The following is a 13,831-nucleotide window of genomic DNA, read 5'->3' on the forward strand; positions in this document are numbered from 1 at the left end:
GGCTTGCGCCCATTGTCCAATATTCCCCACTGCTGCCTCCCGTAGGAGTCTGGACCGTGTCTCAGTTCCAGTGTGGCTGATCATCCTCTCAGACCAGCTACGGATCGTCGCCTTGGTGAGCCATTACCTCACCAACTAGCTAATCCGACATCGGCTCATCTTATCGCGTGAGGCCTTGCGGTCCCCCACTTTCACCTTTCGGTCTTATGCGGTATTAGCGTAAGTTTCCCTACGTTATCCCCCACAATAAGGCAGATTCCGATGTATTCCTCACCCGTCCGCCGCTCGCCGCCAGGGTTGCCCCCGCGCTGCCGCTCGACTTGCATGTGTTAGGCCTGCCGCCAGCGTTCACTCTGAGCCAGGATCAAACTCTTCAGTTGAAATTGCAGACTTCCGGGCCGAAGCCCTTCAGTCAAACTTCTGAGTGTGAACCAAGCCTGCGTAAAACATTGCTGCTTTGACGTTTGCTTGGACGCACTTTGTATCGATGGACATTCATCCACCACAAGGCGCCCACACAAGTTACCTGCGCACACTTTCAAAGATCAAAGGCTTGCGAGAACTTCTTGTCTCGCGCCCCAGGACGTTTCGTCGTAGGGAGCCGCGTACTATACAACCATTTTCGTAACCGTCAACACCCCGGAGCGATTTTTTTTCGTTCCGCGATGCTCGACCGGAGTCTTGCATCGAACCTCGACATTCCGTCCCGGAGGACCTCTCTGTCGAAGGGCCGCGAATCCTACAACCAAACTCGGATTCGTCAACCCCTCTCCGCGAACTTTCTTTCACTTCGCGGAGGGCGCCCTGCAGCCGCTGAAGTCGTCGTTTCGATCGACCCGCCGTTGCAGGGCCGCGCATCCTACATCCAATCCAAAATTCGTCAAGCGTCCGCGCGAAAATTTTTTCGCGGCACGCTCAAACCCGCGTCGCTATGCGGTTCGGACCAGGCGTACGCGCGCAAACGCACGCTTGCCGATCTGCAACAGATGCTCGCCGCCCGGTACGAGCAAGCGCTCGCGATCCTCCACCACGGCACCGTCGATGCGCACGGCACGCTCGTTGAGCTTGCGCGTCACCTCGGAATTGCTCGACGCGAGCTTCGCCGCGACGAACAGCGGCGCGATGCGGATGCCTTCCGCCGGCACGGCGATGTCCTGCAAAGGCAGATCGACGTCGACGCGCTGCTCGCGCACCAGCGCGATCCACTGCTCGACCGCCCGCTCGGCTTCGCCGCTTCCCTGAAAGCGCGCGGCGAGCTCGCGTGCGAGCGCGATCTTGGCGTCGCGCGGATGCAGCTGGCCGCCGGCGACCTCGCGCTTCATCGTTTCGATTTCGCTCGCCGAGCGATCCAGGCTCAACAACTCGTACCAGCGCCACATCAGCTCGTCGCCGATCTTCATCGTCTTGTTGACGATGTCGATCGCCGGCTCATTGATGCCGATGTAGTTGCCGAGCGACTTGGACATCTTGTGCACGCCGTCCAGCCCCTCCAGCAGCGGCATCGTCAGTACGATCTGCGGCGGCTGGCCGGCGTCCTCCTGCAGCATGCGCCCCATCAGCAGGTTGAACTTCTGGTCGGTGCCGCCGAGTTCGACGTCGCACTTCAAGGCGACGGAATCGTAGCCCTGCACCAGCGGATACAGGAACTCGTGGATCGCGATCGACTGCTGCGCCGCGTAGCGCTTGGCGAAGTCGTCGCGCTCGAGCATGCGCGCGACGGTGTGCTTGGCCGCCAACCGGATCATGTCGGCCGCGCTCATCTGCCCGAACCATTCGGAGTTGAAGCGCACCTCGGTGCGCTCGCGATCGAGCACCTTGAACACCTGATCGGCGTAGGTCTTCGCGTTCGCCTCGATGTCCGCGCGGCTGAGCGGCTTGCGCGTGACGTTCTTGCCGCTCGGGTCGCCGATCATTCCGGTGAAGTCGCCGATCAGGAAGATCACCTGATGGCCCAGGTCCTGGAACTGCCGCATCTTGTTCAGCAGCACGGTGTGGCCGAGATGGAGATCAGGCGCGGTCGGATCGAATCCGGCCTTGATCCGCAGTGGCCGCCCGAGCTTGAGGCGCGCCTCGAGCTCCTCGTGCTTGATGATTTCGTCCGCGCCACGGCCGATCAGGCCGAGGGCGTGCTGGATGTCGCTCATGTCGCTCCCAATTCGTGATGCAGTGCGCCTTGCAATAAGTCCACTTCTGGAATTCTCTTCATGCTCCGCGCACAGGGGGGAAACCGGTCGCGCGGTTAATAAAACGTTAGATCAAAGACCTCTCGCAACCCCTTGTTGCGATTGGGATTGACGCCGCCTGCGCAAGCCCTTTATGGTACCGCGCGATTGACCGGACCGCGACCGTGACCGACAGCAAAAACGCCATCCATTCCGCGCGCCACAAAACCCGTCGCCTCGCGATTCGGCGCCACACTCAACGCAAGCATTTCCATTTCTATTCGCGCTGGTCGAGCTGGACCTTCGTGCAGAGCGTCGCCGCCGGACCAATCAACTGGCGCGCCGAGCACTGGATCCTCGGCGGCGTCGCGCTGCTGTTGACCGCTCTAGTCGGTATCGTGATCCCGACCTGGGCCAACGCGACGCGCCACGAATCCGGCCCGACACCTTACACCACGCTCAATATCGAATTGCCGCAGCTGCCCCCCGGCAGCGAGGCGGACCCCGCGATCGGCAGCTACGGCGTCGACGCGACCGAGCCGGAATGGCGCATCGTCAGCGTGCGCGCCGGCCAATCGCTGTCGGACATCTTCCGCGAACAGGGCTTCGGACCGAACGAGCTGCAACGCGCGCTCGATTCGCAGGACGACGCCTCGCCGCTGCGCCGCATCCGCCCCGGCCAGGAATTCGCCTTCGCGCTGGACACCGACGGCAGCCTTGCCGCGATGCGCTTCGAGCGCGACGACGCCACCCGCGTCGTCCTGCACTTCAACGCCGACGACGTCAGCGAAACCACCGAGGACCGCGCCGTCGAGCGGCGCACGCGCGTCGCGCACGGCGTCGTCACGCGCTCGCTGTTCTACGCCGGCGAGCAGGCGGGCCTCAGCGACGCGATGGTGCTCAAGCTCGCCAACGCGTTCGGCTACGACATCGACTTCGCGCAGGACCTGCGCGAGGGCGACAGCTTCAGCGTGATCTACGACGACGTCTACCGCGAAGGCGAACACCTGCGCGACGGCGACATCATCGCCGCGACCTTCATCAACCAGGGCAAGCGCTACACCGCGATCCGCTACACCAACGCGGCCGGCGAAACGCTGTTCTACAACGAGGCGGGACGCCCGCTGCGCAAGTCCTTCCTGCGCACGCCGGTGGAATTCACGCGCATCTCCTCGGTGTTCTCGACCGGCCGCATGCATCCGGTGCTCGGCTACATGCGCGCGCACAAAGGTGTCGACTACGCCGCGCCGACCGGCACGCCGATCCGCGCCGCCGGCAACGGCAAGATCACCTTCCGCGGCTGGAGTTCGGGCTACGGCAACTTCATCACGATCCAGCACAACAGCACGATCACGACCGCGTACGGCCACATGTCGCGCTTCGCCAACGTGAAGGTCGGCCAGAATGTCAGCCAGGGCCAGACCATCGGCTACGTCGGCTCGACCGGCCTCGCCACCGGCCCGCATCTGCACTACGAATTCCGCGTCAGCGGCCAGCACCGCAACCCGCTGACCGTGACCCTGCCGATCGAGGAAGCCCTGCCGGCGACCCAGCTCGCGCAGTTCAAGCTCAAGACCGCGCCGATGCTGGCGCGTCTGAAGACGATCGACGGCCTGCAGTTCGCCCGCGCCGGCAATTGAGCCGCGCGTGGCGCCGGTATCCTGGCTCTATCTCGGCCTGATCTCGGGCACCAGCGCCGACGGCATCGACGCCGCGCTGGTCGAGTTCGCCACGCCGCCGGCCGCCGAACCGTTCACGGCCGGGCATTCCGGCAAGAGCAACTCGCTGCGCATCGTCGCCGCGCGCACCACGCCGTACCCCGAGGAGTTGCGCCGACGCGTGCTGGCGCTGGCCACCTCGACCGCGACCATTGCGCTGGACGACTACGGACGACTCGACGTCGAAATCGGTGAATGCTTCGCGGCCGCCGCGAACGCCTTGCTGCACGAGGCCGGCGTGCCCGCAAGCGCCGTCGTCGCGATCGGCTCGCACGGCCAGACCGTGCGCCACCGCGTCGACGGAGCGCATCCGTTCACGCTGCAGATCGGCGACCCGAGCGTGATCGCCGAACGCACGGGCCTCACCACGGTCGCCGATTTCCGCCGCGCCGACGTCGCCGCCGGCGGCCAGGGTGCACCGCTGCTGCCGTCGCTGCACGCGGCCGTGTTCGCCGATCCGCGCGTCCCGCGTGCGATCCTGAATCTCGGCGGCATCGCCAACCTGACTTTGCTCGACAGCGGCCGCCCCGTCATCGGCTTCGACAGCGGCCCGGCCAACTGCCTGCTCGATGCGTGGGCCGAGCGCCACCTCGGCGCGCCGCGCGACGAAGGCGGCGCGTGGGCACGCAGCGGGCGCGTCGACGAAGCCCTGCTCGCCGAATTGCTCGCCGACCCCTTCTTCGCCGCCGCGCCGCCGAAGAGCACCGGTCGCGAGGATTTCAACCTGGCCTGGCTGGAGCCGCGCCTCGGGCCCGACCTCGCCCCCGCCGACGTGCAGGCGACCTTGCTCGCCCTGAGCGCGCGCAGCATCGCCGACGCGCTGCTCGCGCATGCGCCCGCCACGCGCGAGATCTACGCCTGCGGCGGCGGCGTGCACAATCCGGCATTGATGGATGCGCTGCGCGCGCGATTGCCGCGCCTGCGCATCGACAGCACCGCAGTACTCGGTCTCGACCCGGACTACGTCGAAGCCGTCGGCTTCGCCTGGCTCGCGCGCGAGCGCCTCGACGGCGACCCGGGCAACCTGCCGAGCGTGACCGGCGCGCGCGGCCCGCGCCGGCTCGGCGCGATCTATCCGGCCGGCGGCGCGGACGCTTTCTCGCGCCCAATGTCGCGATAGCGCGGCCACAGCAGAATGAACAGCAACGTCGCCGGAATCAGCGCGAGCACCGTGATCACGAAATAGGCGCCGTAGCCGACCGACATCGCGATACCGCCGGCGAAAATGCCGAGCAGCTTGCCGGGCAGATTCACCAGCGAACTCAGCAGGGCGTACTGCGCCGCGGTGTGCTGGCGATTGACCAGCGCGGACAGGAACGCGACCGTCGGCGGCCCGAGCATGCCGAGCGTGAAGTTCTCGGCCGAGATCACCGCCGTCAGCACCAGCAGATTGCCCTGGTGCGCGATCAGGAACAGGTAGAACAGATTGCTGCAGCCGCAGAGCACGATCGTCGCGCACAGCGGCCGCCAGGCACCCCAGCGCACCACCATCGCACCGCCGATGAAGGCGCCGAGGATGCCGATCCAGACGCCGTAGAACTTGGTGACCAGGCCGATTTCCGTATTGGAAAACCCCATGTCGCGATAGAACGGGCTCATGATGCCGCCGATCGTGGCCTGCTCCGGGATCTTGAATGTGAGCAGGAACGCCAGGGTCAGCAACGCCAGCGGCGCGCCGAAGCGACGGAAGAAATCCGCCAGCGGATCGACGACGCTGACGCGCATCGCGTCGCGCCAGCCCTGCGGATACGCGCGCTCGACGACGGGCTCGCGCGCGATCAGGGCGGCGACGATCGGAATCGTCATCGCCGACGCCATCAGCAGGTAGACGACGCGCCACGGGATGTGGTCCGCCAGCGTCGCGGCGAACGCGAAGCTGACCATCAGGCCGAGGCGATAGCCGAGCGAATAGGTCGCCACCAGCGCACCTTGCTGTTCGACCGACGCGATTTCGATGCGGTACGCATCGACGGCGATGTCCTGCGTCGCGCCGAACACCGCGACGGCGAGCGTCGCGACGATGAACGCCGGCAGGTTCTGCGGCGTCAGCGCCGCCATCGCGATCAGCCCGGCGATCACGCCGAGCTGGGCGAAGACCAGCCAGCCGCGGCGCAGCCCCAGGCGCGCGAAACCGGGCAGCCTGAAGTGGTCGAGCAGCGGCGCCCAGAGGAACTTGAACGCGTAGGCGAGACCGGCGCTCGCGATCATCGTGATCGACTTCAGTTCGATGCCGGCGTCCTTGAGCCACAGCGCGAGCGTGCCGGCGACGAGCAGGAACGGCAGGCCGGAACCGAAGCCGAAGAAAAGCATCGTCCACGCCGACGGCTGCGCGAACGCGCGCCACACCGAGGGCTTGTTCGGGGCGGTCGTCACGCGGCGTCTTCGGCTCACGCGTCCTTGATCGGCGCGTATTCGACCAGGTACGGCGCGTGATCGGAGAAGCGCGGCGCCGGGGTGATCGAGCACTTGCGCGGGCGCAGACCCGGCGTGGCGAGCTGGTAGTCGATGCGCCACCCGACATTGTTCGCGCGCGCGGCGCCGCGGTTGCTCCACCAGGTGTAGTCCTGGCCTTGCGGATGCAGCGCGCGATAGGTGTCGACCCAGCCGCGCGCGGCCGACGGCGTGCCGTCGCTGCCGCCGTCGTCGCCGAGCTGCGCGTTCAACCAGGCGCGCTCCGGCGGCAGGCACCCGGAATTCTTCTGGTTCGAGGACCAGTTCTTGATGTCGAGCCGGCTGCGCACGATGTTCCAGTCGCCGCACAGCACGTACTCGCGGCCGCTGGCCAGCCATTCGTCGAGGATCGGCTTCAGCCACTCCATCGCCTTGAACTTGAAGCCCTGCCGCTCCTCGCCGGAGGAGCCGGACGGGATGTAGAACGAGACGACGCTGAGCTTGCCGTAGCGCGCCTCGATGTAGCGGCCTTCGTCGTCGAACGGCGCCCAGCCGAGCGCGGTGCGCACTTCGTCCGGCTCGCGCTTGGAATAGATCGCGACGCCCGAGTAGCCCTTCTTCGTGATCGCGTCGCGATAGAAGCAGTGATGGCCGTCCGGCCGGAACATCGGGTCGGTCAGCTGGTCTTCCTGCGACTTGGTTTCCTGCAGGCAGACCACGTCGGCGTTCTGCTCGCGCAGCCAGTCGAAGAAACCCTTGTTCGCGGCGGAGCGGACGCCGTTGGCGTTGAAGGAGATGATGCGCATAGGTGAGCGGTCGACCGTGAGCGGTGAGCGGAAGGTGTTTCGTCGCAGAATAGCGCATCACCTGCTCGAGCCCGTCGCGGCCCGAACGATTCCGGCAAAATCCGCTCACCGCTCACCGCTCACCGCTCATCGCTCACGGCCCCCATGCTCCCATCCCAACGCGCCTTCCTCGACCTCGCCGTCGCCCGCAACGTGCTGCGCTTCGGCGAATTCACGCTGAAATCCGGCCGCGTCAGCCCGTACTTCTTCAACGCCGGGCTGTTCGATTCCGGCGCCGCGCTGGCGACGCTCGGGCGGGCCTACGCGGAGGCGATCGAGCGCTCCGGGCTCGAATTCGACATGCTGTTCGGGCCGGCCTACAAAGGCATCGTGCTCGCCGCCGTCACCGCCGCCGCGCTGGCCGAACGGCACGGCCGCGACCTGCCGTTCGCCTACAACCGCAAGGAGGCCAAGGACCACGGCGAGGGCGGCATGCTGGTCGGCGCGCCGCTGCGCGGGCGCGTGCTGATCGTCGACGACGTCATCACCGCCGGCACCGCGATCCGCGAGTCGCTCGGCCTGATCCGCGCCGCCGGGGCGACTCCGGCCGGTGTGCTGATCGCCCTCGACCGCGAAGAACGCGGCCAGGGTGCGCTGTCGGCGACGCAGGAGCTCGCCGCCGAGCACGGCATCCCGAGCTTCGCGATCGCGCGCCTGACCGACCTGCTCGCCTACGTCGGCGACCGTCCCGAACTGGCCGCTCATCGGCAGAAACTCGCCGACTACCGCACCCGCTACGGAGTTTGAAGCGGCACGCAGCGCAGCCGCGCCCGGCTCGCCTATACTCGAAGGGAGGGGGTACCTGCATGCATCGAGGATCGTACGGCCTGTTCGTCTGCGCGCTCGCGCTCGCCGGCGCCAATGCGCTCGCCGCTGGCGGAGCCAGCGGCGCCCGCAGCCAGTACAAATGGCGTGACGCTTCGGGTGCGCTGCACTATTCCGACGCATTGCCGGCGGACGCCGCGCAATACGGCTACGAGATCGTCAATGCCCAGGGCCTGGTGATCAAGCGCGTCGAACGGGCGAAGACGGCGGACGAGAAAGCCGCCGCCAAGGCCGAGCTGGCCAAGGCGCAGGCGCTGCGTGAAGAATCCGATGCGCGCGCCCGCACCGACGCCCAGCTGCTCACCGCCTACCCGGCCGAAAGCGACCTGAAGCGCGCGCAGCAGCAGAAGCTCGACCTGCTCGACCAGCAGGTCAGCGCGGCGCGCATCAGCCTGCGCAGCCAGGAGCAGGCGCTGGCCGACCAGCTCGCGCACGCGGCCGAGGTCGAGCGCAACGGCAAGACCCTGCCGGATGCGCAGGCCAAGCAGATCGCCGAGACGCAGAAGCAGGTCGACGCCCAGCGCGCCGCACTGGCGCGCCGCGAGAGCGACCATGCCGCGGCGGCGGCGAAATTCGAGGCCGAAACCGCGCGCTACCGCGAGCTGAAAGCCAAGCTCGCGCAGCGCGCGCAGGGACAATGATCTAGGAAAGAGTCGGGCCCGACGTCATGCCCGCCCAGATGGGCATCTCCGGAAAGCCGCCGCGAGCGAAAGCGATCTCTCGCACAGACGTAGAGGCGCGGAGAGAAAGAGCTTTTTTCCTCTGCGTCTCTGCGTCTCTGCGTCTCTGCGAGAAAATCTTCTCAGCCTTCCTCAGAACGGCATCGGCAGCGCCGGATCCAGCGCCTTCAGCTGCGTGCGGAACAGATCCTGGATGCGCTTCAGCGCGGCGGCGTTGTCGGCATCGAAGCGCAGTACCAGCACCGGCGTGGTGTTCGACGCGCGCACCAGCCCCCAGCCGTCCGGCCAGTCCGCGCGCAGCCCGTCGATCGTGGTCAGGCGCGCGCCGTCGAACTTGGCCTGCTCGCGGAACGTCTCGATGAAGCGGTAGTGCTCGCCCTCGCGCATCGGGATCTTCAGTTCCGGCGTCGAGACGCCCTTCGGCAAGGTGTCGAAGATCTGCTGCGGCGTGCGGCCTTCCGGATCGCCGGCGAGGATCTCCATCAGCCGCGCGGCCGCGTAGATGCCGTCGTCGAAGCCGTACCAGCGCTCGCCGAAGAAGAAATGCCCGCTCATCTCGCCGGCCATCGCGGCTTCCGTTTCGCGCATCTTCGACTTGATCAGCGAATGGCCGGTGCGCCACATCAGCGGACTGCCGCCGTGCTGCAGGATGACCGGCTGCAGGTGGCCGGTGCACTTCACGTCGTAGATGATCGTCGCGCCCGGATTGCGCGTCAGGATGTCGATCGCGAACAGCATCAGCAGGCGGTCCGGAAAGATCACCTCGCCGCTCGGCGTGACCACGCCGAGGCGATCGCCGTCGCCGTCGAAGGCGAGGCCGAGATCGGCCTTCTCGTGCTTCACGACCGCGATCAGGTCTTCCAGGTTGTGCAGGTCGGACGGGTCGGGATGATGGTTCGGGAAGTTGCCGTCGACGTCGCAGTAGAGCGGTACGACCTCGCAGCCGATGCCTTCGAGCACGGCCGGCGCGAACGCACCCGGGATGCCGTTGCCGCAGTCGACGACGACCTTGAGGCGGCGCTCGGTCTGCACGTCGTCGGTGATGCGGCGGATGTAGTCGGCGCCGACGTCGATCGCCTGCAGGCCGCCCTGGCCGTCGACGAAGCGCCCTTCGACGATGCGCGCGTGCAGGTCGCGGATCGCGCCTTCCGACAGCGTCTCGCCGCCGAGCACGATCTTGAAGCCGTTGTAGTCCGGCGGATTGTGGCTGCCGGTCACCGAGATGCCGGAGCCGGTGTGCAGGTGGTAGTTGGCGAAGTACGTCACCGGCGTCGGCGCGGCGCCGATGTCGATCACGTCCATGCCGGTCGAGCGTAGGCCGTCGATCAGCGCGCGCACGAGTTCAGGCCCCGACAAGCGGCCGTCGCGGCCGACCACGATCTCGCGCAGGCCGCGCTCGCGCGCTTCGCTGCCGATCGCGCGGCCGATCAGGCGCGCGCTGGCGTAGGTCAGGCCCTGCCCCACCACGCCGCGGATGTCGTAGGCGCGGAACATGCTCGCGTCGACCTGCACCGGCTCGTTCGGCGCCGCCGGCTGCGGCGCGGGTTTCGAGGCGGTTCCGGTCGATTCCGGCTGCTGCTGGATCGCTTCGGCCAACGTGATCTCCTGAGTCTTCGATTGGGGGGAACGCTGCAGCATGGACAGGGCGCGCTGAACACCGACCTGCCGCAGCCACAGCGCAAGGCCGCCGCCGAGCAGGCTGAGCAGGGTCAGCACGCACAGCAGCGCGAGATTGTGCGGCACGACGATGAAATAGTCCGGCTCCGCCTTGCCGATGCGCAGGCTCGATCCGGGCACCGGCACGCCGGGATCGGCGAGCGCATCGGCGCGCGACGCGCCGATGCCGGCGATCAGGAGATCGCCGCGGCCGTCGCCCTGGCGCAGCTGCAGGCCCGCGCCGTTCGCCGCCGCGCTGCGGAACGTGTCCAGAACGGGCGCGAACGGCAATTCGACCACGGCATAGGCGCGCACTTCGCCGCCGACCGCGGCCGGCTGCGCGAGCATCAGGCGCTGGCTCTTGTCGGCGCCGCTGCGCATCTCCGCCGGCGGGTGCTCGGGATGCATCTTCGCCTGCATCAGCGCGGCCGCCTTGGCGTAGCCGAGCACTTTCAGGTCGCCGGCGAGCACTTCGTCCAGGTTGGCGCTGAAGAACTGCGCGTCGCTGGCTTCCGGCAGCGCCTGCTTCAGCGCCGCCGCGGCAGCGGCGTGATCGGGCGCTCCCTCCGCCGCGAGCGCCTGCTGCACGGCCGGAGAAGCCAGCGCCTCGCGCACGCGCTCGGTGGTCTGGCGAATCTGCTTGGCCAGCGCGTCGACGGTCGACGTGCGCACGCGATCGGCTTCTTCGGCGCCGCTCTGCATGCGCCAGACCAGCGAGGTCTGCCACGCGAGGAACAAGCCGAGCGCGAGCAGCAAGGTCGCCAGCGCCAACGACAGCAGCACGCGCCAGTCCGCGCGGAATCTCGCCGGTGCCGCGTTCGCCTCGCTCATGAACCGCCCCCTAGTCTGATTCGCGAAACCGGGCGTCCCGCCGCCGTCCGCTACGCAACGATCGCGGCGAAGCCGCGCCACGCCCGTCGCGTCCGCCGCTCACCCGTCGGATGCGACGGCACGTCCTGTGCCGGTGTGGTTGTCCGTCAATGCCGGCCGGAACTGCCGAATCCGCCGGCGCCGCGCTCGCTCGGCGCGAAGTCCTCGACGACCTCGAAGGCGGCACGCACGACCGGCAGGATCACCAGCTGCGCGATGCGTTCCCCCGGCGCGATCGTAAACGCGGCGTCGGAACGGTTCCAGCACGAAATCATCAATGGACCCTGGTAGTCGGCGTCGATCAGTCCGACCAGATTGCCGAGCACGATGCCGTGCTTGTGACCCAGTCCCGAGCGCGGCAACACCACGGCGCAGAGATTCGGATCGCCGATGTGGATCGCGATGCCGCTCGGGATCAACGCGCTGGCGCCCGCCGCGAGCACGAGCGGCGCCTCCAGCATCGCGCGCAGGTCGACGCCGGCGGAGGACGCCGTCGCGGGTTCAGGCAGCGGGAAATCACGGCCGAGGCGCGCGTCGAGGATCTTCAGCGCAATGTTCGTCACCGCCGGGCCGCTCATGCGCGCGCCTGCGCGCTGCGCTCGGCGATGCGCGCGACCAGCGCGCGCGCCAGCGCACGCTTGTCGGCCTGCGCCAGCTCCTCGCGGCCGCCGGGCCAGAGCAGCAGCAGCGCATTGTCGTCGCGCTCGAAGCCGCAGTCGGCGCCGACGCGATTGGCCGCGATGAGATCGAGCTTCTTGCGCTCGAGCTTGGCGCGCGCGTAGTCCTCGACGTTCTCGGTCTCGGCGGCGAAGCCGACCACGAACGGCCGCTGCGGCAGCGCGGCGACTTCGGCGAGGATGTCCGGATTCTGCACCAGGGCGAGTTCGAGCCCGCCGCCGCCGGATTTCTTCAGCTTCTGCGGCGCCACCGCCTCGGGCCGGAAATCGCCGACCGCGGCGGCGGAGACGAACACGTCGTGGCGCGGCGCCTGCGCCAATACCGCCTCGCGCATCTGCCGCGCGCTGCGCACGTCGACGCGCGCGACGCCGGCCGGCGTCGCCAGCGAAACGGGACCGGCGACCAGCGTCACCTCGGCACCGGCCTGAGCCGCAGCTTCGGCGACGGCGAAGCCCATGCGGCCGGAGCTGCGGTTGCCGATGAAGCGCACAGGATCGATGTCCTCGAAGGTCGGACCGGCGCTGACCAGCACGCGCTTGCCGGCGAGCGGCCTGGGACCCTGCAAGGCCGCCAGTTCCGCAACGATCTGGTGCGGCTCGAGCAGCCGGCCCGGGCCGGACTCGTTCTCCGCCATCGGTCCGTCGGCCGGGCCGAGGAAGGTCGCGCCGCGCTGGCGCAGCGTCGCCACGTTGGCCTGCGTGGCCGCGTGCGCCCACATGCGCACGTTCATCGCCGGTGCGATGCTCAACGGCGCGGTACTGGCCAGGCATAGCGTGGCGAGCAGGTCGTCGGCGAGGCCGTGGGCGAGACGCGCGATCAGATCGGCGCTGGCCGGCGCGATCAGAACGTGCTGCGCCCAATGCGCCAGTTCCAGGTGGCCCATCGAGGCTTCCGCCGAGTCGTCCCACAGGCCCGAGCGCACGGGCTGCCCCGACAGCGCCTGGAAGGTCAGCGGAGTGACGAAACGCGCGGCGTTCTCGGTCAACACCACGCGCACGTCGGCGCCGGCGTCGCGCAGGCGTCGCACGAGTTCGCACGCCTTGTACGCGGCGATGCCGCCGGAAACGCCGAGCAGCACGCGCATACCGGCCAGGGAGGGACGATTCATGTAGGAAACCGCGTACGGGACACGAAGCGGCTAGCTTACTGAAATTCGCGCCGATCGCCGCTGCGGCGGTGTCGAGCCGTCGTTAACCTGCAAGGCGACGAAGCCATGACGACATGCGCCCGCGTTCGCTTCGGGCATTTCCGCTCCCGTTCGAAACGACGCGCCCTCCCGATTCCGATCCCGACCCTGCCCATGAACATCCGCGACTGGCCAACCGAAGAACGTCCACGCGAAAAACTGCTCGCGCAGGGCGCCACGAGCCTGTCCGACGCCGAGCTGCTGGCGGTGTTCCTCGGCTCCGGCCGCCGCGGCCAGAACGCGGTCGATCTCTCGCGTGCGCTGCTCGCCGGCGCCGGCAGCCTCAGGGAACTGCTCGACGCGCACGAACGGCCCGGACTCGGCGCCGTCGCCTGGTGCCGCCTGCGCGCCGCGCTGGAACTCGGCCGGCGCTATCTCGACGCGAACCTGCGCGAGCGCGAAACCCTGCTCGATCCGCTCTCCAGCGCGCGCTATCTGAAGTCGCGCCTGTCCGGCTATCCGTACGAAGTGTTCGCCTGCCTGTTCCTCGACAGCCGCAATCGCGTGATCGCCTTCGAGGAACTGTTCCGCGGCTCGATCGGCGGCGCCCACGTGCACCCGCGCGAAGTCGTGCGACGGTGCATCGTGCACAACGCGGCAGCGGCGATCCTCGCCCACAACCACCCTTCCGGATCGACCGAGCCGAGCCCGGAAGACCGCGCGATCACGCATCGGCTGCGCCAAGCGCTGGATCTGATCGAGGTGCGCCTGCTCGATCATTTCATCATCGGCGAAGGCCCGCCGACCTCGCTGGCGCAGCGTGGATGGTTGTAGCAAAGCCCTCCCGCGCGAGCGGCGCCGAATGTCGGGGAGCGCATTC

General features: G+C 68.1%; 11 protein-coding genes and 1 rRNA gene. 5 read left to right on the forward strand and 7 right to left on the reverse strand.

Translation table 11 applies throughout. From position 1 onward, the window contains the following. Positions 1 to 380, reverse strand: a 16S ribosomal RNA gene (locus J7520_RS00005); the annotation flags it as partial. A gap of 549 nt (positions 381 to 929) precedes the next feature. Continuing rightward, positions 930 to 2,144 carry a tyrosine--tRNA ligase gene (tyrS, locus tag J7520_RS00010; RefSeq protein WP_291182509.1) on the reverse strand — a complete coding sequence of 405 codons (1,215 nt, stop codon included), beginning with the start codon at positions 2,142 to 2,144 and terminating at the stop codon, positions 930 to 932. Between the two features lie 203 nt (positions 2,145 to 2,347). On the opposite strand from tyrS, the gene J7520_RS00015 reads away from it, so the two are divergent. Together J7520_RS00015 and J7520_RS00020 are read left to right on the forward strand one after the other, a co-directional pair. Then, the gene (locus tag J7520_RS00015; protein WP_291182511.1) at positions 2,348 to 3,802 is read left to right on the forward strand and encodes a peptidoglycan DD-metalloendopeptidase family protein; all 1,455 of its coding nucleotides are present in this window, start codon (positions 2,348 to 2,350) and stop codon (positions 3,800 to 3,802) included. A 7-nt stretch (positions 3,803 to 3,809) separates the two neighbouring features. Further along, positions 3,810 to 5,000 (forward strand): anhydro-N-acetylmuramic acid kinase, encoded by a 1,191-nt coding sequence (locus tag J7520_RS00020; RefSeq protein ID WP_291182513.1) that lies wholly within the window; start codon positions 3,810 to 3,812, stop codon positions 4,998 to 5,000. Here the strand turns inward: J7520_RS00020 and J7520_RS00025 are convergent. Together J7520_RS00025 and J7520_RS00030 are read right to left on the reverse strand one after the other, a co-directional pair. Further along, on the reverse strand, positions 4,952 to 6,253 hold the full coding sequence (locus J7520_RS00025) for an MFS transporter (protein WP_291182514.1): 1,302 nt from the start codon (positions 6,251 to 6,253) through the stop codon (positions 4,952 to 4,954). The genes J7520_RS00020 and J7520_RS00025 overlap by 49 nt on opposite strands. A 14-nt stretch (positions 6,254 to 6,267) precedes the next feature. After that, on the reverse strand, positions 6,268 to 7,077 hold the full coding sequence (locus J7520_RS00030) for an exodeoxyribonuclease III (protein WP_291182516.1): 810 nt from the start codon (positions 7,075 to 7,077) through the stop codon (positions 6,268 to 6,270). A gap of 144 nt (positions 7,078 to 7,221) precedes the next feature. On the opposite strand from J7520_RS00030, the gene pyrE reads away from it, so the two are divergent. Beyond that, the gene (pyrE, locus tag J7520_RS00035; protein ID WP_291182518.1) at positions 7,222 to 7,863 is read left to right on the forward strand and encodes an orotate phosphoribosyltransferase; all 642 of its coding nucleotides are present in this window, start codon (positions 7,222 to 7,224) and stop codon (positions 7,861 to 7,863) included. A gap of 59 nt (positions 7,864 to 7,922) precedes the next feature. Continuing rightward, positions 7,923 to 8,582: a DUF4124 domain-containing protein gene (locus J7520_RS00040; protein ID WP_291182520.1), complete on the forward strand. Its 660-nt coding sequence runs from the start codon at positions 7,923 to 7,925 to the stop codon at positions 8,580 to 8,582. A gap of 171 nt (positions 8,583 to 8,753) precedes the next feature. On the opposite strand, the gene J7520_RS00045 is transcribed toward J7520_RS00040, so the two are convergent. The 3 genes from J7520_RS00045 to coaBC all read right to left on the reverse strand — a co-directional run bounded on the left by J7520_RS00045 (position 8,754) and on the right by coaBC (position 12,933). Further along, positions 8,754 to 11,108 carry a phosphomannomutase/phosphoglucomutase gene (locus J7520_RS00045; RefSeq protein ID WP_291182522.1) on the reverse strand — a complete coding sequence of 785 codons (2,355 nt, stop codon included), beginning with the start codon at positions 11,106 to 11,108 and terminating at the stop codon, positions 8,754 to 8,756. Positions 11,109 to 11,254: 146 nt separating this feature from the next. Continuing rightward, positions 11,255 to 11,725: a dUTP diphosphatase gene (gene dut / locus J7520_RS00050; protein WP_291182524.1), complete on the reverse strand. Its 471-nt coding sequence runs from the start codon at positions 11,723 to 11,725 to the stop codon at positions 11,255 to 11,257. Further along, the gene (coaBC, locus tag J7520_RS00055; protein ID WP_291182526.1) at positions 11,722 to 12,933 is read right to left on the reverse strand and encodes a bifunctional phosphopantothenoylcysteine decarboxylase/phosphopantothenate--cysteine ligase CoaBC; all 1,212 of its coding nucleotides are present in this window, start codon (positions 12,931 to 12,933) and stop codon (positions 11,722 to 11,724) included. The genes dut and coaBC overlap by 4 nt, the downstream gene beginning before the upstream one ends. 192 nt (positions 12,934 to 13,125) lie before the next feature. Here coaBC and radC point away from each other — a divergent pair, with 192 nt between their 5' ends. Beyond that, a complete protein-coding gene (gene radC, locus J7520_RS00060; protein ID WP_291182528.1) occupies positions 13,126 to 13,785 on the forward strand; it encodes a DNA repair protein RadC in 660 nt (219 codons plus the stop codon). Positions 13,786 to 13,831 lie beyond the last annotated feature (46 nt).

Origin of the sequence: Dokdonella sp. (assembly GCF_017744955.1) — a bacterium.
Classification (GTDB): Bacteria; Pseudomonadota; Gammaproteobacteria; order Xanthomonadales; family Rhodanobacteraceae; genus Dokdonella_A.

What these genes read in the sequence shown, in the direction of transcription:
- tyrS (WP_291182509.1), bottom strand. Translation starts at nt 2,144, where the DNA reads ATGAGCGACATCCAGCACGCCCTCGGCCTGATCGGCCGTGGCGCGGAC.
- J7520_RS00030 (WP_291182516.1), bottom strand. Translation starts at nt 7,077, where the DNA reads ATGCGCATCATCTCCTTCAACGCCAACGGCGTCCGCTCCGCCGCGAAC.
- pyrE (WP_291182518.1), top strand. Translation starts at nt 7,222, where the DNA reads ATGCTCCCATCCCAACGCGCCTTCCTCGACCTCGCCGTCGCCCGCAAC.
- J7520_RS00040 (WP_291182520.1), top strand. Translation starts at nt 7,923, where the DNA reads ATGCATCGAGGATCGTACGGCCTGTTCGTCTGCGCGCTCGCGCTCGCC.
- J7520_RS00045 (WP_291182522.1), bottom strand. Translation starts at nt 11,108, where the DNA reads ATGAGCGAGGCGAACGCGGCACCGGCGAGATTCCGCGCGGACTGGCGC.
- dut (WP_291182524.1), bottom strand. Translation starts at nt 11,725, where the DNA reads ATGAGCGGCCCGGCGGTGACGAACATTGCGCTGAAGATCCTCGACGCG.
- coaBC (WP_291182526.1), bottom strand. Translation starts at nt 12,933, where the DNA reads ATGAATCGTCCCTCCCTGGCCGGTATGCGCGTGCTGCTCGGCGTTTCC.
- radC (WP_291182528.1), top strand. Translation starts at nt 13,126, where the DNA reads ATGAACATCCGCGACTGGCCAACCGAAGAACGTCCACGCGAAAAACTG.